Annotated in this window: 13 protein-coding genes; 3 read left to right on the forward strand and 10 right to left on the reverse strand. The window is 72.3% G+C overall.

Going from position 1 to position 19,225, the window contains the following annotated elements; all coding sequences use genetic code 11:
- Positions 1-113 precede the first annotated feature (113 nt).
- On the forward strand, positions 114-1,460 hold the full coding sequence (locus tag A6A29_RS02750; protein ID WP_073718282.1) for a PspC domain-containing protein: 1,347 nt from the start codon (positions 114-116) through the stop codon (positions 1,458-1,460).
- On the forward strand, positions 1,447-1,710 hold the full coding sequence (locus A6A29_RS46155) for a hypothetical protein (protein ID WP_073718283.1): 264 nt from the start codon (positions 1,447-1,449) through the stop codon (positions 1,708-1,710). Before A6A29_RS02750 ends, A6A29_RS46155 begins: the two co-directional genes overlap by 14 nt.
- On the opposite strand, the gene A6A29_RS02760 is transcribed toward A6A29_RS46155, so the two are convergent.
- The 5 genes from A6A29_RS02760 to guaA form a co-directional block, all read right to left on the reverse strand.
- Positions 1,617-2,126: a DoxX family protein gene (locus A6A29_RS02760; RefSeq protein WP_073718284.1), complete on the reverse strand. Its 510-nt coding sequence runs from the start codon at positions 2,124-2,126 to the stop codon at positions 1,617-1,619. The genes A6A29_RS46155 and A6A29_RS02760 overlap by 94 nt on opposite strands.
- 255 nt (positions 2,127-2,381) lie before the next feature.
- A complete protein-coding gene (locus A6A29_RS02765; RefSeq protein WP_073718285.1) occupies positions 2,382-3,650 on the reverse strand; it encodes a hypothetical protein in 1,269 nt (422 codons plus the stop codon).
- 113 nt (positions 3,651-3,763) lie between these two features.
- Complete coding sequence (locus A6A29_RS02770; RefSeq protein WP_073718286.1) at positions 3,764-4,555, reverse strand: class II aldolase/adducin family protein; 792 nt, start codon at positions 4,553-4,555, stop codon at positions 3,764-3,766.
- A gap of 85 nt (positions 4,556-4,640) precedes the next feature.
- Complete coding sequence (locus tag A6A29_RS02775; protein WP_073718287.1) at positions 4,641-5,396, reverse strand: SAM-dependent methyltransferase; 756 nt, start codon at positions 5,394-5,396, stop codon at positions 4,641-4,643.
- Between the two features lie 207 nt (positions 5,397-5,603).
- Positions 5,604-7,199, reverse strand: a complete 1,596-nt coding sequence (gene guaA / locus A6A29_RS02780) for a glutamine-hydrolyzing GMP synthase (RefSeq protein WP_073718288.1) — start codon at positions 7,197-7,199, stop codon at positions 5,604-5,606.
- Positions 7,200-7,526: 327 nt separating this feature from the next.
- On the opposite strand from guaA, the gene A6A29_RS02785 reads away from it, so the two are divergent.
- A complete protein-coding gene (locus A6A29_RS02785; RefSeq protein WP_073718289.1) occupies positions 7,527-7,832 on the forward strand; it encodes a chorismate mutase in 306 nt (101 codons plus the stop codon).
- A 586-nt stretch (positions 7,833-8,418) separates the two neighbouring features.
- Here A6A29_RS02785 and A6A29_RS02790 read toward each other — a convergent pair.
- From A6A29_RS02790 to A6A29_RS02815, 5 genes are all read right to left on the reverse strand, one after another.
- The gene (locus A6A29_RS02790; RefSeq protein WP_073718290.1) at positions 8,419-10,176 is read right to left on the reverse strand and encodes a peptidase; all 1,758 of its coding nucleotides are present in this window, start codon (positions 10,174-10,176) and stop codon (positions 8,419-8,421) included.
- 94 nt (positions 10,177-10,270) lie between these two features.
- Positions 10,271-12,136 (reverse strand): GMC oxidoreductase, encoded by a 1,866-nt coding sequence (locus A6A29_RS02795; RefSeq protein WP_073718291.1) that lies wholly within the window; start codon positions 12,134-12,136, stop codon positions 10,271-10,273.
- 59 nt (positions 12,137-12,195) lie between these two features.
- On the reverse strand, positions 12,196-13,812 hold the full coding sequence (locus A6A29_RS02800; RefSeq protein ID WP_073718292.1) for a succinic semialdehyde dehydrogenase: 1,617 nt from the start codon (positions 13,810-13,812) through the stop codon (positions 12,196-12,198).
- A 324-nt stretch (positions 13,813-14,136) separates the two neighbouring features.
- Positions 14,137-15,807, reverse strand: a complete 1,671-nt coding sequence (locus A6A29_RS02810) for a serine/threonine-protein kinase (RefSeq protein WP_107468141.1) — start codon at positions 15,805-15,807, stop codon at positions 14,137-14,139.
- 241 nt (positions 15,808-16,048) lie between these two features.
- Complete coding sequence (locus tag A6A29_RS02815) at positions 16,049-19,084, reverse strand: protein kinase (RefSeq protein WP_073718963.1); 3,036 nt, start codon at positions 19,082-19,084, stop codon at positions 16,049-16,051.
- Positions 19,085-19,225: the final 141 nt, after the last annotated feature.

Genomic DNA, 19,225 nt, shown 5'->3' on the forward strand with positions numbered 1-19,225 from the left:
CCGTCCCCGGGCGCCTGCGGACCCGCCCCTCAGGGGCCGCGCGGGCCAAAATCAGGGATCGGCCAGGGTCGGCGCGGGTGCCGCCGGGGCATCCGGGCCGTCACCATGGAGCCATGACCGCTCCTCAGGACGCCGCCCCCGGCGTCGCACCCCCAGGCGAACCGAAACCGCAGCTGCGCCGCAGCCCGCGGCAGAAAGTGGTGGCCGGGGTGTGCGGCGGCCTCGGGCGGTACTGCGACGTGGACCCGGTGATCTTCCGGATCGTGCTCGGTGTGCTCGCGGTGACCGGCGGTATCGGCCTGATCTTCTACGGCTTCGCCTGGCTGCTGCTTCCCGTGGAGGGCGAGGAGGAGAACGAGGCGCGCAGACTTCTGTCGGGCCGGGTCGAGGGCGCGTCGCTGGTCGCGCTGCTGCTGGCGCTGATCGGCTGCGGGCTGTTCCTGTCGATGCTGGGCAACGGCGGAGTGCTGGCGTTCGCCTCGATGCTGTCGCTGGCCGTCGTCGGCTTCTCGGTGTGGACGCAGCACCGCAGGACCGCGGCGCCGGAGGACCCGCTGGACGCGGCGGGTGCCCAGAGTCCGGCCGCCGGTGCCCCGCACGCCGGTGGCCTCGGTACGGCGCCGCCCGAGGTGAAGGCGCCGCCGACGCCGGGCAGCCCGTCCTGGTGGCGGGACCCGATCGTCAAGGACGGCACCTCGGGGCCGGTGGGGGCCGGCTATCTGTGGGGTCCTGCGGACACGGCCCTCGACTCGCGGGCCGCGCGACCGCGCCGGGCGACGGCGGATGCGCCGTTCCGGCCGCCGGGGCAGGCTCCCGGTAACCGCGGCCCGCGCTCGATCGGCGGTCTCGTCCTCCTCCTGGCCCTGATCGCCGGGGGCCTGGGTACGGGGCTGAGCTGGGATTCGCAGCCACTGGGGACGGCCCTGGAGATCGGGCTCGCCGCCGCGCTCGCGGTGTTCGGTCTCGGCCTGGTGGTCGCTTCGTTCCTCGGCCGGACCGGTTTCGGCACGATCCTGATGGCGATGATCACCGCCGGGCTGCTGGCGGGCGCCTCGGCGGTGCCGAAGGACATCGGCACGGACTGGATCCGCAAGGAGTGGACCCCCGCCTCCGTCGCCGCGGTCCAGCCGCGCTACGAGCTGGGCACGGGTGACGCCCGGCTCGATCTGTCCGGGGTCACGGTCGCCCGGGGCGACACCCTGAGCACCCGGCTGGAGGTCGGGGCGGGCCGGGCCGCCGTCGTCGTACCCAAGGGCGTGACGGTGAAGGTGCACGCCGAGACGGGCCTCGGGGACATCCGGCTGATGTCGGCCCGGCCGCGCGAGGGCGTGCGCATCGAGTCGGACCTGAAGACCGAGCGCACCTTCGCCCCGCCCAAGGGCGCCGAGCCGGCCGGCACGGTCGAGCTGAAACTGGAGATGGGCATCGGACAGGTGGAGGTAACCCGTGCTGATTCATGAGTTCCGGCCCGGCCGCGCGGTGGCGGGCCTGGCGATGCTCGGCCTGGCCGGCGGTTACGCGGCCGACGCGACGGGAGCCTGGAACGTCCCCTGGACCTTCTTCTTCCCGTTGTTCTTCGGTGGCCTGTGGCTGGCCGCCACCGTGACGTGGGTGGCCTACAGGTTCCGGCGGCGCAGGGACGCGCGGAAGCTGTCCGCGGAGAACACGGCGGCGCCCGCGAGCACCAATGGCAGCCAGGCCATGAGGTAGACCAGGTCGTTGCCGTAGTAGTACGGGGTGGTCTGCCAGCTCACGGTCAGCCAGAGGCTCAGCGAGATCAGCGCGCCGCCGAGCGCGGCCAGCCGCGCCCAGAGCCCGACGAGGGTGCCGAGGCCGACGACCAGTTCACCGATCGCGATGGCGTAGCCGAAGCCCTCGGGGCTCTTCAGCGCCAGATCGACGAGGCCCGGAACGGCGGCGGAGTCGCGCACCGCGTTCATCGTCTCGCCGATGGATCCGGCGCCGCTCGCGGACATGAACGCGCTGTCGGTCAGTTTGTCGAGCCCCGCGTAGATGAAGGTGACACCGAGGAAGACCCGCAGCGGCAGCAGGGCGTACTCCCGTGCCCGCTCGCGAAGGGTCCTCGGCTCGCTCAGACCGTACGTATTGCCGCCGTAGCCATGCATCACTGCCCCACTCTCCGATTGCCCGTCACCAGACCATACGTACGCCGGAAACGCGATGCTCACCAGGGAGGCGGTTCAACCGGACGCACCCGAAAGTCGGAGCACCGGGCCGGAGGCACAGGTCCGGGCCGCCGGGCCGGAGTGTCAGCCCAAGACGTGATCCGTGAGGTCAGTGCGTGACGTGATCCGTGACGTGATCCGTGAGGTCAGTGCGAAACGTGATCCGAAACGTGATCCGTGACGTGATCTTTGAGGTCAGTCCGTGACGTCGATCGGGAAGCGGTTGGTCTCCACCCCGGCGGCGGTGACGACCTGCACGTCCACCACCCCCGGCTCGACCTCCACCGGCACCGGCACGGTGAGCACCGTGTCGGTCGGATTGTCGAAGCCCCCGGCGACCGGGATCAGCGGGACATGGACATGGACGCGGCCGATCCTGACGACCATCCGGGCCAGCCGGTCCGGGCTGCCCGCACCGGGCGGTACGAAGCCCGCGCCGCGGATCTCGATGTCGTCCCCGGTACGGATCGGGGCGTCCAGATCCCCGGCCTCCCGGGTCCGGACGACGGACAGGACGACCGGACGGCCGCCTTCCGCGTACTTCCCGGCGAAGTAGGTCGCCGCGGACACCGCGACCAGGAGCGCCAGGCCCCACGGCAGGTCGGGAAGCTGCTCGGGGCGGCGTGCCAGGCGGACTCCGGAGAACAGTACGGCGACGGCGCTGACCAGCACGTACTGCACATCGGTGAAGCTGCCGCGCCCCGAGTCGTCGGTCAGCAGATCGGCGGCGCGCGGCCGGTCGGCCCGCAGCTTCTGCAGCCGCTGCCCCAGCACCCGTACGGTCACGACCTGGCGGACGACCACGGCCACGGCGCAGACCAGCGCGAGCACCGTGAGCACTCCGGCGGACCGCACCAGGTCCAGACCCTCGATCAGGGCGTCCCGGTCCCCGTGGTCGGAGGCGCCCGCCAGCTGGAGGGCGAGGACGAGCACGGAGAACACGGCGAGCAGCACCCAGGCGGCGGCGACCGTCCGTGACGTGGAGAGCCGGTTGTCCTCCCCGATGAGCGGGGCGAGCAGGCCGCCGCGGGCCCGGTGGAGGCGGGCGGCGCCGGTCAGCAGGGCCGCGGTGGCCAGTCCGGCGACCAGGCCCGCGGTGCGGGCGGTGGACCAGCCCGCACCGATCGCGGTGACGCTCTCGCCGACGACCAGCACGGCGATGCCTCCCCAGACGATGAGCAGGGTGCGCTGCCAGACCTGGTGGAGCCAGGCGTCCCCCGCGTCGCGGCTGCGTTCGGCGACGGCGCGGGCCGACTCGGTCAGCTCGTCGGAGACCCACTGCCGGGACGCGGAGGCGGACTGGGCGACGCCCGCGGGCAGGCCCTTGCCCGCCGCCAGTTCGTCGCGTTTGGCGAGGAAGGCGGCCACCGCGCGCCGGTGCCCTTCGCGTGCTCCGTGCGGGCAGTCGCCGCACGTACAGCCTCCGCCGTGCGTGCTGCTCGTCCTCGCCTCGTCCAACGCCACGGAGATTTCCGCCCTTTCCCGCCCCGGTACAACCAACTCACCTGTGATTTCTGCGAATTGTGCCGTACGGGAGGGCAGCGGGCCGCATCGGGGCGGACCGGGGGCGTGTGTCGTCAGAATGTGCGACTGATCCGCTGCCACAGGGGCTGGTAGTTGATCCACGCCACCAGGTCGCTGCCGAGCTGCTCACGGGTGGTCACGGCGTCCCGGTGCTGGATCAGGACGGGCTTCCCGGCGGCCCGCGCCATCAGCTGCACCTGGCAGGAGCGCTCCATCGTGAGGAACCACCAGGCCGCCGCGTCCACCGAGTCCCCGACGGTCAGCAGCCCGTGGTTGCGCAGGATGATCGCCTTGCGGGGGCCGAGCGCGGCGGCGATGCGGCGCCCCTCGTCCTCGTCCACGACGACCCCGGTGTAGGCGTCATAGAGGGCATGATCCTCGTAGAAGGCGCAGGATTCCTGGGTGATCGGTTCGATCAGCTCGCCGAGCGCGGACAGGGCCCGCCCGTGCAGGGAGTGCGTGTGCGCCACGGCCACGGCGTCCGGGCGGGCCCGGTGCACCTGGGCGTGTACGGCGAACGCCGCCTGGTTGACGTGGAACCGCCCCTGGACCACCTGTCCTTCGCCGTTGACCAGGATCAGGTCCTGCGGCGCGATGTCCTCGAAGGGCGCCCCGAACGGATTGACCCAGAAGCAGTCGGCGAGCTCCGGGTCCCGCACGGTGATGTGCCCGGAGACGCCCTCCTCGTACCCGTACTGCCCGAAGAGCCGCAACGCCCCCGCCAGCCGCTCCCGGCGGTGGGCGCGTTCCTCGCCGGGCGTCGCGTGCACGGGCGGCATCGCGAACCGCAGTTGCTCGACGGGTATCGGCGCGGGGGCGGGCGGCACGGCGGTGGGCTCGGACATGGCGGCTCCTCGGACTCCCGGGCGGCGTACGGGATCGGAAGTTACCGCCGGTTGCCCCAGGTGGCCAGTGCCATCGCGGACGTAATCAGGCGCTGAGTACGAGGTAGGCGAGGCTGAACAGGGAGCGGTAGCCGCCGTAGTAGCCGGTGCGGCGGGCGTCGACCTCGGCGATCACTTCGTCGTGCAGCGGGTGGCCGGGGTTCTCCAGCGCCCAGCGCTGGCCGCGCCCGATCGGCCCGTTGGACTCGAAGACATCCCATTCGCGCTCGTCGGCGACGCTGACGTGGAGGGCGCGCAGTCCGACGGACTCCGCCAGCCGGATCAGTTCGAGCAGCGAGCCGAAGTCGCCCGGCTCGGCCCCGATCCCGTCGAGCGCCGCCGGGGTCGGCTCCCGCAGCCAGATCCCGTCACCGAACAGCACCCGCCCGCCGGGCTTCACCGCGGCCCGCAGGGCCCGCAGCGCCTCCGCCGTCGAGCCGGGCCACGCGTGGGAGGAACCGATGGAGACGGCCAGGTCGTAGCCGTCACCGGTCCACTCGGCCGCGGGCACCTCGTGGAACCGCACCCGTTCCGCGAGCCCCCGCCCGGCGGCCAGCTCGCGACCGCGCGCCACGGCGTCCGGGTCGGTCTCGACCCCGTCCCCGGTGGATCCGGGCGCCGACTCGACCAGGCGCATCAGCAACTCGCCCCAGCCGGAGCCGAAGTCGGCGATCCGTGCCTCGGGCGCCGTCCCGCAGGCGGCGATCAGCAGGGCCGCGTGTTCCTCGGAGAGCGGGGTGTTCCAGGTCAGACGGTGGTTGTGCGGTGCGGAGATGAGCGGGCGGATCTCTTCGGCGGACATGGTCGCGGAGCTTCGCACGGACGGGCGGGACCCGCCACCGAATAACGGCCGTCGGCCGCGGAACGCCGAAGCCGCCGGCCGCGGTACGACAAAGCCACCGGCGGGCACGCCGAAGCCGCCCGCCCCGGGTACGCCGATGCCGCCGCCCGGAACGCGTGGGCGGCGGCATGGGCAGGGTCCCGACGGCGGGGAGCACCCGCTACGGGGTCACTCCCACTCGATGGTGCCCGGCGGCTTGCTCGTGACGTCGAGGACGACACGGTTGACGTCGGCGACCTCGTTGGTGATGCGGGTGGAGATCTTCGCCAGCGTCTCGTACGGCAGGCGCGACCAGTCGGCCGTCATGGCGTCCTCGGAGGAGACCGGGCGCAGCACGATCGGGTGGCCGTAGGTACGGCCGTCGCCCTGGACGCCGACCGAGCGGACGTCGGCCAGGAGGACCACCGGGCACTGCCAGATGTCGCGGTCCAGGCCGGCCGCGGTCAGCTCCTCGCGGGCGATGGCGTCGGCCTCGCGCAGCAGGTCGAGCCGTTCCTTGGTGACCTCGCCGACGATACGGATGCCGAGTCCCGGGCCGGGGAACGGCTGGCGCTGGACGATCTCCTCGGGCAGGCCGAGTTCCTGGCCGACCATCCGGACCTCGTCCTTGAACAGCTGGCGCAGCGGCTCGACGAGCTGGAACTCGATGTCGTCGGGCAGACCGCCCACGTTGTGGTGGGACTTGATGTTGGCGGTTCCGGTGCCGCCGCCGGACTCGACCACGTCCGGGTAGAGCGTGCCCTGGACCAGGAAGGCGACGTCCTCGCCCTCCGCGCCCGCCTCGGCGACGAGCTCGGCCTGGGCCTGCTCGAAGACACGGATGAACTCGCGGCCGATGATCTTCCGCTTCTGCTCGGGGTCGGAGACCCCGGCGAGTGCGTCGAGGAAGCGCTTCTCGGCGTCGACGACCTTGAGCTTGACGCCCGTGGCGGCCACGAAGTCCTTCTCGACCTGCTCGGTCTCGCCCTTGCGCATCAGCCCGTGATCGACGTACACGCAGGTCAGCTGGGAGCCGATGGCCTTCTGCACGAGGGCCGCGGCGACCGCGGAGTCCACGCCGCCGGAGAGACCGCAGATGGCGCGCTTGGTGCCGACCTGCTCGCGGATCAGTGCGATCTGCTCCTCGACGACATTGGTCGTCGTCCAGTTCGGCTCGATGCCCGCGCCGCGGTAGAGGAAGTGCTCCAGGACCTGCTGGCCGTGGGTGGAGTGCAGGACCTCCGGGTGGTACTGGACGCCGTAGAGCTTCTTCTCGTCGTTCTCGAAGGCGGCGACCGGTACGACGCCGGTGGACGCGGTGACGGTGAAGCCCTCGGGGGCGGCGGAGCAGGCGTCCCCGTGCGACATCCACACCGGCTGCTCGGCGGGGGTGCCCTCGAAGAGCGTGGACCCGGTCTTGGAGACGGTGAGCGCGGTACGGCCGTACTCACGGGCGCCGTTGTCGTCGACGGTGCCGCCGAGCGTGGTGGCCATCAGCTGGAAGCCGTAGCACATGCCGAACACCGGGACCCCGGCCTCGAACAGCGCACGGTCGAGGGTGGGCGCGCCCGGCGCGTACACCGAGGACGGGCCGCCGGACAGGATGATCGCGCGCGGGTTCTTGGCCAGCATCTCGGCCACCGGCATCGTGGACGGCACGATCTCGCTGTAGACCCGGGCCTCACGGACGCGGCGGGCGATGAGCTGGGCGTACTGCGCGCCGAAGTCGACAACGAGGACCACGTCGGCCGTGGTGTCGGGGGCGGCGGGGGGTGCTGCTGGCACGGGGGCGGCCTTCCGGCGGTGATAAGGGGCTGTTCTGTCGATTCTACCGGCCGTGCGGAACCGTCCCCCGCCCGGTGAGATCGCCACCCGCGTCTCAGCATCCGGGCCCGGCGTTGGTGGGACCGCGGGGCGGGGGCCATACTGTCCCCCATGCGTCAGCACACGACCTTCGTCTTTACCTATGGCACCCGGCCCGCCGGCTGCCATGGTCGTGCTGCTTGAGCTACTGACGAGCAACGTTCCAGGCGCCCCGGGCCGACAGGCCCGGGGCGCTCTGCGTTGCGGGGCCTGTCGCTCCGGGGGCCGTACCCCACCGGGAGTCATCTCATGAGCAACAGCACCGCCACCAGGAAGACCGCCGCCGAGCGGACCGGCGCGCACACCGACGAGGCCGCCTCGCTGATCGGCGACGCCCGTGCGCGCATCGACGCCCTCGACGACCGGATCATCGGCCTCGTCCAGGAACGGATGGCCGTCTCGGCGGTCATCCAGGAGGCCAGGATCACCTCGGGGGGCCGCCGGGTGAACCTCTCCCGCGAGATGGACGTGCTCGGCCACTACAGGGACGCGCTGGGCAAGCCGGGCACCTCGCTCGCGATGACGCTGCTGGAGCTGTGCCGCGGCCGGGTGTGAGGGGTGCGTCCCTGCGGGGCTGTACGGCCGTATCTCCGTTCGGTCCCGGTCTCACCCGTACGGCGCGTGACCGGGGCCGCCGCGGCTTCGTTGGTCCGGGTGTCCGTGCCAACCAGGGGCGGCATCGGTAGGAGACCACGCGTGGCTCCGCCGGGACGTGTGACGTACTGCAGGTACGTCGTGGGACCGCGTCCCGGCGCCTGTGACCGGACGGCAGGGGACAGCAGCCCGGTCACCCCATGTGCGGTCGGTCTCGGGGACGCCCGAGCCGGCCGCATCCGGTCGAAACGGTTGTGCGGGAGCGGTCCGTCCAGCACGATGCGAAGGGCAGCCACCGTTCGTCCCGGCCCGTCCCCGGTTGTCCCGGTCCCGCACTCTTCCGCCACCGGCCTTCACCTGGGCCGACGGCGATCTCGCGCCCCCTTGATACGCCGGGGAGCCGACCGACAGATCTTCCTCCCGCGGCGCACCCCCCGGCGCCGCTCACCGGCACCGACGCGCTGCCCCGGACGTCGGTGCCGACAGCCGAGGGCCCCGTGGACCGTTCCTGGTCCGCGGGGCCCTCGGTGCTCACCGGACGCGGGGGTCAGTGCTGCCGGACGCGGCGACGGGTCGTCGCGTACAGCACGCCGCCCGCGGCCAGGGCGACGGCTGCGGCGCCGGAGGCCGCCAGGGCGACGGAGCCGGTGGAGGCGAGACTGCCGCCCTGGGACGAGCCGGTGGTCCCGGTCGTGGAACCCGAGGTGCCGGTGGCGCCCGACGTGCCGGAAGCCGAGTCACCGGAGGAGCCGGACGTACCCGCCGTGCCGGAGGTCGCGCCCTCGGTGCTTCCCGTCGTGGAGCCGGCCGGCCCCTCCGACGTACCGCCGGAGTCCTCGGCACCGGAGTCGTCGCCGTTCAGCATGAACTGCGCGGTGTTGTTGCCCGGCTTCGGGTCGAAGGGCAGTGCCGGGTCCGAGAGCGAGGTGTTGCGGACGCTGACCTTGCCGGAGGAGCCGATCAGCTTCTCGTCGATCTTCAGCTCGAAGGGCAGCGGGACCTCCGCGTCCTCGCGCACGGTCATCGAGGTGTCGCAGAAGTAGCGCGGGGCACCGAGCTGCTCGTCGCGGTGGTTGCCCCCGGCCGACACGCCCCGGCAGGAGGCGGGCTTGGCGGTGACGGTCGCGCCCTGGGGGACGGTGAAGTCGAGTGTGGCGACGTCCTCCCCGGAACGGAGGTAGCCGATCCAGGCGGGTCCCTCGTTGCGGAACCCGATGTCGGCCTTCACGGTGTCGCCCTCGGCACCGGACGCCTTGTCCCCGTATGCCACGAAGTCGGCGGTGTTCTTCGTACGGAAGTCGACTTCCTGCTGGTTGTCGTGGGGGTCGAGGTCCACACCGCGGGTGGACGCCACCTTCTTCAGGGTGAGGGCGGGGCCCTTCCCCTGGTCGAAGCGGGCGCCCGCGCGCTGGGCGGTGCGCTGGGCGGCGCCGCCCTCGTGGATGCGGTAGATGAAGGTGTCGTAGTACGCGCGCTCGGTGGACTCGACGGTGAGCGGCGTCTCCAGCGTGTACGTCCCGCCCGCCTCGAAGGAGCCGTCGATGGAGCAGAGGGCGGTGGACCAGGCGAAGTCGCCCATCTCCGGGACGCTGTTCTCCAGGTATTCGCAGTTGGAGTAGCGCTGGGGAAGGTCCAGGCCGCGCGAGTACATCAGGGTGAGCAGAACCCCGTCGGCGGCCCGTGTGCCGTTGTTGGTGAAGGTGATCGGGGCCTTCTGCTTCTCGCCCGGCGCGGGCTCCTGCTCGAACGGGAGCTGCTTCATCACGAGGTCGGGCCCGCCGACGGTGACCTTCGTGGTGAACGGCTTGAAGGTCGCGCCCTCGGCCGCACCGGTCACCTTGATGGTGCCGGAGTCGCCGTCCTTGCTGCCCTTGGCCGCGCTGATCTCCAGGTCGGCGACGCCGTTGAGACCGGGCCACACTCCGGAGTCGTGGCAGACGGCGGTGGCTCCGGTGACCTTGCAGTCCCCGCCCGCCTCGCCGTCGAAGCCGATGTCGGCGACGCCCGCGACGCCGGACAGGTCGAAGGTGTAGGTGACCCTGCCCTGGAATCCGCCGCTCTCCTCGTCCTCGGCCGGGTTGGCGACGGTGATCCCGGCGGTGGACTTCTTCGGCGAGCCGCTCGCGGGGTACGGGTACAGACCCGTCCCGGCCGGACCGCCCAGCGTGAATACGGGGTCGGCCGCCGATACGGGTGCGGCCGAGGCGAAGGAGCCTGCGGCGAGCGAACCGGCGGCCAGCAGACCTGCGGCGGCGAGACCGCCTGCCGTACGGCGCAGCGCGGTTCTCGGGGAAAGGCGTGTCATCGCGGACCTCTGGGACTCGACAGGAGCTGTGTGACTGCTGTGAGGCAGTACCGGTTCGACCACGCAGCTGTCCGAAGAGTTGCCCTGAGCAAGATCACGGATTGGGTACGGCGTCGCCTTCCGCCCGGACCTCGCCGTCGCCCTTGGGCGGGAGCGCGGGCATGCCCAGGAACGGCAGCCGCAGCGCGCCGAACGCCTCCTTCGGCACCGTCGGCGCGTGCGGCTCCACCGCGGCCAGCCGCTCGTAGGCCGCGCCCGGCTCCGGACGCGGGTCCCGCGCGCCCTTGTTGGGCCAGAAGGACATGGCCCGCTCCGCCTGCGCGGTGATCGTCAGCGACGGGTTGACGCCGAGGTTCGCGGAGACGGCCGAGCCGTCGACGACGGAGATTCCCGGGTGGCCGTACAGCCGGTGGTACGGGTCGATGACCCCGTCCTCGGCGCTCGCCCCGATCGGGCAGCCGCCGAGGAAGTGGGCGGTGAGCGGTGTCCCCATCAGTTCCCCGACGTTGGAACCGGCGAAGCCGTTGATCTCGTCGGCGAGCAGCGAGGCGCTGCGGGTCGCCTCGGCGATCTGCGTCGGGTTGGGCGCGCCGTGCCCCTGCCGGGCGGTGAGGAGGCCCTTCCCGAGACCGCCCGGCTTGCGGTACGTCGTCAGGGAGTTGTCCAGGGACTGCATGACCAGGCCGATGATGGTCCGCTCGGACCAGTGGTGGTTGGAGAGCGAACGCACCGCGAGCGTGGGGTGTCTGGCCATATTGCCCAGCCAGCCCAGCACCCGGCGGCCCCCGTAGGGCACCTGGAGGATGGACATGGCGCCCATGGCGTTGGAGCCCTTGCCGTACCGGACGGGCTCGATGTGCGTGTTGGCGTCCGGGTGGATCGAGGACGTGATGGCGACGCCCTGCGTGAAGTCGGCCTTCGGGGTGCCGTGCTTCCTGCGGTAGCGGCGGTCGCTGGTCTGCGAGCCGACGAGCGCCTCGGAGTTGGTCCGGGTCAGTTCGCCGAGCCGCGCCGAGAGCCGGGGCAGCAGCCCCTGGTCCTTCATGGTGTGCAGCAGGGTCTGGGTGCCGTACGTGCCCGCCGCGACGACCACCTCGCGGGCGCGCAGCAGGGTGGGCCCGCCCTTCCTGCGGCGGTCGGTCGGGACGGTCGTGACGTGGTAGCCGCCCTCCGGGTCGTCCGTGATCGCGACGACGGACGTCATCGGACGGATGACCGCTCCGGCCTTCTCCGCGAGGTGGAGGTAGTTCTCGTTGAGGGTGTTCTTCGCGCCGTGGCGGCAGCCCGTCATGCATTCGCCGCACTCGGTGCACGCCTTGCGGGCGGGGCCCGCGCCCCCGAAGTACGGGTCGGGGACCGTACCGCCGGGCTTCGCCCTCGCCGTGCCGTCGGCGTCCTTGCCGTCGCCGAAGAAGACCCCGACGGGGGCGAGGTGGAAGGTGTCTCCGACGCCCATCGCCTGCGCGGCGGCCTTGAGGTGGACGTCGGAGGGGGTCATGGTCGGGTTGAGCCGGACCCCCAGCATCCGCTTGGCCTGGTCGTAGTACGGCTTCAGCTCGTCCTGCCAGTCGGTGATCCCGGCCCACTGACGGTCCTCGAAGAACGGCGCGGGCGGCACGTACAGCGTGTTGGCGTAGTTGAGCGAGCCGCCGCCGACGCCCGCCCCGGCCAGCACCATGACGTTGCCGAGCAGATGCACGCGCTGGATGCCGAAGAGACCGAGGGCGGGGGCCCAGAGGTAGTTCCGGATGTCCCAGGAGGTCTTGGGGAGCGTGCCGGGGGTGAAGCGGCGGCCCGCCTCCAGGACCCCGACGCGGTAGCCCTTCTCGGTCAGCCGCAGCGCCGACACCGCTCCGCCGAAGCCCGAGCCCACGACGATGACGTCGTAGTCGTACGCGGCGTCGTCCTCGGCCGGTACGGGGTTCTCGGGCCGATTCTGGGCAGGGCTGTCCTGGGGCATGGCTCTCCTCGGTACGAAAAGGGCAGAAGTGCTGCGGAACCGCGTACGCCGTGGCCGGGTCAGCGCAGGCGGAACGCCTTCATCGCCTTCAGGCTGCGGCTCATGAACGCCGCGTACTTCTCGTCGTCCATCCCGAAGGACGGGGCGAGCGGAATCAGCCGCTGCTGGGCGACGGTCTGGGCCTCGGTGTACTTGAGGATGCCCTCGGAGCCGTGCCGCCGGCCGAGACCGGACTCCTTCATGCCGCCCATCGGAGACTGCACGCTGCCGTACGCGGGGGCGTACCCCTCGTTGATGTTGACCGTGCCGGTCCGCAGCCGGGCGGCGACCCGGTGGCCGCGCTTGCCGTCCTTGGTCCAGACGCTCGAATTCAGGCCGTACGGGGTGGCGTTGGCGAGGTCGATGACCGCGTCCTCGTCGCTGAAGCGGTAGATGGAGACGACCGGTCCGAAGGTCTCCTGGGTGCAGACGGCCATCGGCGCCTCGACGCCGTCCAGGATGGTCGGCTCGTAGAACAGCGGGCCGATGTCGGGCCGGGCGACGCCGCCCGCGACGAGCGTGGCGCCCTTCTCGACGGCTTCGGCGACGTGCTGGGTGACGGTCTCCAGCTGGCGCTCCCCGACGAGGGAGCCCATGTCGGCGCCGTACGCGAGGGAGCTGCCGAGCCGCATCGCCTTCGTACGGGCGGCGAACCGGGCGACGAAGTCGTCGGCGATCGACTCGTGGACGTACAGCCGCTCGATGGAGATGCAGAGCTGTCCGGCGGACGAGAAGCAGGCACGCACGGCGCCCGCGGCGGCCTTCTCCACATCGGCGTCCGCGAGGACCAGCATGGCGTTCTTGCCGCCGAGCTCCAGGGAGACGCCGACGAGGCGGGCGGCGGCGCCCTGGGCGACCTCGCGGCCGGTGCGGGTGGAGCCGGTGAAGGAGACGTAGTCGGCGTGGCTGACGACCTCGGGGCCGACGACGGGGCCCTCGCCGAGGACGACCTGGAACACCTCGGCGGGCAGTCCGGCCTCGATGAGCAGGTCACGGGCCCAGAGCGCGGTCAGCGCGGTCTCCGTGTCGGGCTTCATCACCACGGCGTTGCCGGAGACGAACGCGGGCAGGGCGTCGCCCACGGACAGTTCGAGCGGGTAGTTCCACGGAGCGATCTGGCCGACGACCCCGCGCGGCTGGCGCAGCTCGGTGACCTTGGTGAGGGTCGGTACGACACCGGTGTGCCGCCTCGCCCGCAGGTACGAGGACGCCTTGCGGCCGTAGTGCCGGGCGGCGACGGCGACGGCCTGCACCTCTTCGTGGGCGTGCAGCCGGGCCTTGCCGGTCTCCAGCTGGATGAGGTCGAGGACCTCGGACTGGCGGCTGAGCACGAGGTCGTGGAAGCGGAGCAGGATCGCCGCCCTGGACCGTACGGGGGTCGCGGCCCAGGCGGGCTGGGCGGCGCGGGCCCGCTCGAAGGCGGTCGCCACGTCCTCGGGGGTGGACTCGGGCAGGTCCGCCAGCTTCTCCCCGGTGAAGGGGGTGTGGTTCGCCGTACGGCCGGAGCCGACGACGCCGCGGGTCAGCTGGGCGATCACCTCGGGGGTGACCACATCGGCGGCCGTGCGCACGCCTGCGGGGGCGGCCGCGACGGGGTTCGTACCGAGGGGGGCAACAGGGGCCTGCGAGTCCGTCATGAGGGCGAGAGTATGTCCACCCGCAGACTTTGGGTACCCGTCGGTAATAGGTTTTCACTCTCCCCACAACCCACCCCACGAACTCGCCAGTGATCGCTGGCCACATAACCGCTGATCAGTGGCTATCTCCCCGGCGGCAGCCCGCCGACATCCGAACAGGCATCCGGCCGGACATCTGTACAGGGATCCGGACAGGGATCCGGACGGGGATCCGGACCGGCATCCGGACAGGGATCCCGTCGGTGTCCCGGCAGACGTCCCTGAGGTTGTCCCTGAGGCCGTCCCTGAAGCCGACCCGTCGGCATCCGGACGGGGCGGGCATCCTCAGTTCGCCGCCTCCGGGGCCTTCCAGCTGCGCAGCATGGTGTCGAACTGCTCCCGGCTGGTCGCCCAGTCCTCGTCCGGCGCCGTCAGGTACAGCGCGTACTCGGGCCCGCCCGCCTCGCCGTAGTACATCTGGTCGATGCCACGACGCGGGCCAGGATGCTCCTTGGACTCGACCCAGGTGAACTCCCAGAGGGAGCCCGGCCGGTCGCGGTAGATGTTCGACTGGAGGCTGACGCGCTCGTAGCCGGGCAGCCGCTTGGCGAGGTCCTTCTCCAGATTCAGCATGTGCGTGTACGAACTCTCGAAGTCCGGTTCCGGATCGATGCTGATCCGGAGGCGGTGGGCGCCGTTGTCCGGTGTGTAGTCGATCTGGTTGCCCTCCGTCCGGCGCTCCCACCCGTCCGGTACGACCAGGCTGAAGCCCTTCGGGTCCTCGACCCTCTGCCAGCCGTCGGGTATCTCCTTGGCGGGCGGCTTCGGGTCCTGGCCCGCTTCCGACCCCGTGTCCCGTCCCCCCGAGGAGACGGACGGCGCGGGCGCCGCGGTGGCGGGCGCCTCCGGTGACCTCCCCCCGTCACCGCCGTCCGCGTACTTCATCGCGGCCAGACCCGCCGCGCCGCCGAGCACCGCGGCCACGGCGATGACCACGAGCCGCGTGCGCCACCGGGCTCCGGCGCGCCGCGTCACCGGCGTGGAGGCGGCGGGAGCAGGTACAAGGACGGGGACCGGGGCGGCCGGGGTGTGCGAGGTGCCGGCCGACGTGCCGCCGGTCAGCCGGTCCGTGGCATCGTCCGGGGCCGTGAATCCGTTCAGGGCCTCTTCGGTGACCCGTTGGGTCGGTACGAACGCCTGGGCGGCCCGGGGCTTCCGGCCCTCCATCGCGTCCAGCAGCATCCGCTCGGTCTCGGCGGCCGACGGCCGGTCCTCGGGGTCCTTGCGGAGCAGCGCGGTGATCACGGGGGTCAGTGGACCGGCGTTGGCGGGCGTGGGCGGCTCATCGGTGACCACCGCCTGCATGGTGGAGATCGGTGACGTACGGCGGAACGGGGAGCGTCCCTCCACCGCGGTGTACAGCGTGGCGCCGAGCGACCAGAGGTCGGAGGACGGGCCCGGGTCGCCGCCACGTACCCGTTCGGGCGCCAGGTAGTCGATGGAGCCGACCAGTTCACCGGTCCTGGTGATGGTGGAGTCGCCCTCGATCGCGGCGATCCCGAAGTCGGTCAGGAGCACCTGCCCGTCGCGGGCCAGCAGGACGTTGCCGGGTTTGACGTCCCGGTGGAGCACTCCGGCACTGTGCGCGGCACGCAGGGCGCTGAGCACATGGAGACCGATCCTGGCCGCCTCGCGCGGTGCCATCTCGCCGTTCTCCTTGGCGGCGTCGGCGAGCGAGGGCCCGTCGACGTACTGCATCACGATCCAGGGGCGGTTGTCGTACTCGATGACGTCATGGACGGTGACGACTCCGGGGTGCGTGATGCGGGCCGCCGCGCGCGCCTCCTTCTGGGTGCGCGCGTGCAGGACGAGCCGGTCGGCCTCGGCGACGTACAGCCCTGCGGTCAACTCCTTGACGGCGACGGTGCGGTGCAGCACCTCGTCGTGGGCGCGCCAGACCTTGCCCATACCGCCGCGGCCGAGGACCTCGCCCAGCCGGTACCGCCCGGCCAGCACCAGTCCCGCGCCCGTGCCCGCGCCCCTGCCCGTGCCCTGTGATTGATCCACGTGTAGTCCCGCCCCGTTCCTCGGCTGCCAGATTACGGAGGGGACGTACGAGCATGGAACCTCGGATCGCCCCACGAGACCGCACTGTGATGCTTGTCGCTCCGAAGCGCCGCGGGTTCGCGGGCCCACGTCACCCGACCCGCCCCGGCAGTGACATGGGGTCAGGGGACGGCGCGGTGGTGACTGCGGGTCAGGGGTTGACGCGGTAGGAGGCGATGGCCTGTTCGTAGATGGCGGTGACCTTGTCCTGGTCGTCCTGCGGGCCGAGCACCTGAATGATGTGGTACTTGCCGTCCACGATCATCACCAGATTGCGCACGTACACCTCGCGGCCGTTGCTGTCCTGCCAGGTGAACTGTCCCTCCGCCATGGCCTGTCGGCCGACATCGACCCGGCGCAGACCGACCGAGGAGGACCAGCTGGAGTCCCGGAACGGCTGGAGCTCCGGCTCCTTGTCCCGCTGATACGCGAGCGGGTCGGCGCCGTTGGCCTTGACGGTGTCGCGTCCGGGCACGATCAGCAGGCTGAACCCGTCGCTGCCGTAACGGATCTGACGGTCCGCGTTGGCGGGGCTGCGCTGCCAGCCCTTGAGTACGCCGACCTCGAAGCCCTCCGCGTCCTTGCGCAGCGCATAGCCCGGGGCGAGCGCGACGGCGGAACGGCTGGTCTGCGGCTGCTGGGAACCGGGGGTACCGGAGGCGCCGCCGGAGGGCTGGGGCACGCCGGGCCCCGTGGGGGTCACCGAACCGGACGGCGCCGCTCCGGTGCCGGGATCGTCCTCGGCCATGAAGATCAGGGCGTACGCCACCGCTGCGGCCATGCCCAGCAGGATGAGGACCAGCAGCATCCGGCCCAGGCTGCGCGGCGCCTTCCCCTCGCGCTGCCGCGCGGGTTCCCGCAGCACCTTGGGGCCCTTGGGCTCACGCGGCGCGCGCGGCGGGCGGGAGGGCGGGGTCTCCCAGGACTCGGCGCTCTCGCGCGGCTCCTCGGGCAGCCGGGCGGGCTCCCGCCGCGGCTTCTCCACGCGCTGCTTCTGCTTGCCCTGGCGGTGCCGGCCGTGTGCCGAGCCGCCGCCCAGCCGGCCCCGGCGCCTGCGGACGAGCTCGCCCTTGCGGCGCACGATGGGCAGCCGGGTCTCATCGGCCGAGGGCAGCGGGACGACGTCCGTGCCCGCTTCCGGCTCCGGGGCGGACCGCACCAGTGAGCGCAGCCAGCCGCTCAGCTCCTCGACATCGGGGCGCTCCGTGGGGTCCTGGCGCAGCAGCGACTCGACCACGGGGCGCAGGGCGCCGCACTCCTCCGCGAAGGCGGGCGGCTCGCCGCAGACCATCTGGACCAGTTCGGCGGCGTTCTCCTCGGGGTAGGGGGCGTGGCCCTGGACCGCGCGGTAGAGCAGGGCGCCGAGCGCCCACAGGTCGGTGGCGGGGCCGATGGGCGGTGCGAGCTGCCAGTTCTCGTGGACCGGTCCGGCCTGCTCGGGTGCCCAGCGTTCGGTGACCGCGCCGACGACGGCGATCCGGGCCTGCCGGGCACGTTCGGCGGCGAGCGGGGTGGCGGGGCCGCGGTAGGCGGGGGTCCCCCGGCCGCCCGCGACGACCTCGTCCCAGCCGCCCGACGCGCTCGCGGCGGCGGGCCGCGCGGTCCGCCCGGCCGGTACGGGGGTGTTGCCGGGGCGGCGGGAGTCGGCGCGCAGCGCGTCCTCGCCCGAGCCGCCCGCGGGGACGGGGCGGCCGGATCCCGGCCCGTCGCCCCAGCTGCCGGCCAGATGGACCCGACGGCCGGGCGGCCGGTCGCCGCCGTCGTCCTCGCCGCGTCCGTCCTCGTCGTCGTGCTCGTCGTCCCCGGTGTACGGGTCGCCCTTGGCGTAGGGGTCGTCCCCGGTGTACGGGTCGCGCTTGGCGTAGGGGTCGTCCGCGGCGTACGGGTCGTCTTCGGCATACGCGTCGTCCGCCTCGTCGCTCCAGGCGCCGGGGAGCAGGGAATCGCCGCCGGGGGCCGGGCGCTGGACCGGGAGGAGAGCCGTGTCCTCGATGTCGCGGGCGCCGCTGGGAGCGCCGTCGGTGTCGTGCCCGGTGGGGTGCTGGTCCTCGACGTTGCCCCGGGCGGCGGCGCGTGCGCCCGCGCGGTAGGCGGCGATCGCCCCGGCGCGCGCGGCGCGCAACTGTGCGGCGCTCGCGGCATCGGGGTGCACGGCGCCCGGCTCGGCGGTGGGTCGCGCACCGGCGTACGGAACGGTGGGTGCGGCAGGTCGCGGGACGAGCTCCTGGCTGTCCGAGGGCGCGGGTGACGGGTCCGCGTACGCGTCGGGAGCCACGGCGGGCACCACGTCCGTGCCGTACGTGCCGTACGTGGTGTACGTGCCTTCCGCCTCGGACGTGCCTTCCGTGTCCGACGTGCCTTGCGTGCTGTAGGGGTCGGCCGTTCCGTAGGTGCCGTACGGGCTTTCCGAGCCGCGCCCGTCGTCCTCGCCCCCGGCCCCGTCCTCGTATCCGTCGTCCCCGTGCCCGTCGTCGCCGTGCCCGTCGTCGCCGTGCCCGTCGTCGCCGTGCCCGTCGTACCCGTCCGCGCCGCCGTGCGCGGCGTCGTCATCGTGCGCGGCGGCATTGTCGTCATCGTCGTCGGGCAGCGGTGCCGTGACGTATCCGCACAGCGCTTCCTCGGCGGCCCCGGCCGCCAGTCCGGTCAGCACCACGCGGCCGTCGTCACAGATCAGGACCGTACGGACGGTGATGTTCCGGTGGGTCCAGTCGTGCGCGTGCAGCACCCGCAGCGCCGCCAGCACATCGGAGCCGATCTCGGCGGCCCGGTACGGGTTGAGGGGACGCTCGGCGAGCAGGGCGGCCAGCGGGCGCGCCGCGACCAGTTCACTCACTATCCAAAGCGATCCCGCCTCGGCGAACACATCGAAGACCTGGTCGAGCCGTGGGTGGTCGGGCACCTGGGCAGCCGCCTGGGCGGCCTCGATCGCACGCCGGACCGCAGGGTCCGTGGAACGGCGTATCGCACGCCCCGTAGTGCGTCCGTGAACACGTCCGACGGCTGCGGGCAGGCCGTCGGCGTCGAGGACCTCGGCTTCCACGATCTCGGGCAACGGGACCTGACGTATCAGGACTTCCTGCCCGCTGTATGTGTCGAACGCCCGGGTCTCGACCAGTTCGTAACCGTCGAACGGAGGCAGGGGAAGGCGGTAGCGGTCGGCAAGCACCCGACCCGCGTAGTCGTCCACGACGCCTCCCCAGAGCGCGCTGCCCCCGGTCATCAGGGCCGCATGAGTCAGTCAATTACGGTCAGTTGCCGCACAATTGACCCATCATTCCGGCTGAGTACGGTCCCTTGTCTCTTACGATACGTGGCAAGCCGGGGCCAC

The sequence above is a fragment of the Streptomyces sp. TSRI0281 genome, assembly GCF_001905125.1.
Classification (GTDB): domain Bacteria; phylum Actinomycetota; class Actinomycetes; order Streptomycetales; family Streptomycetaceae; genus Streptomyces.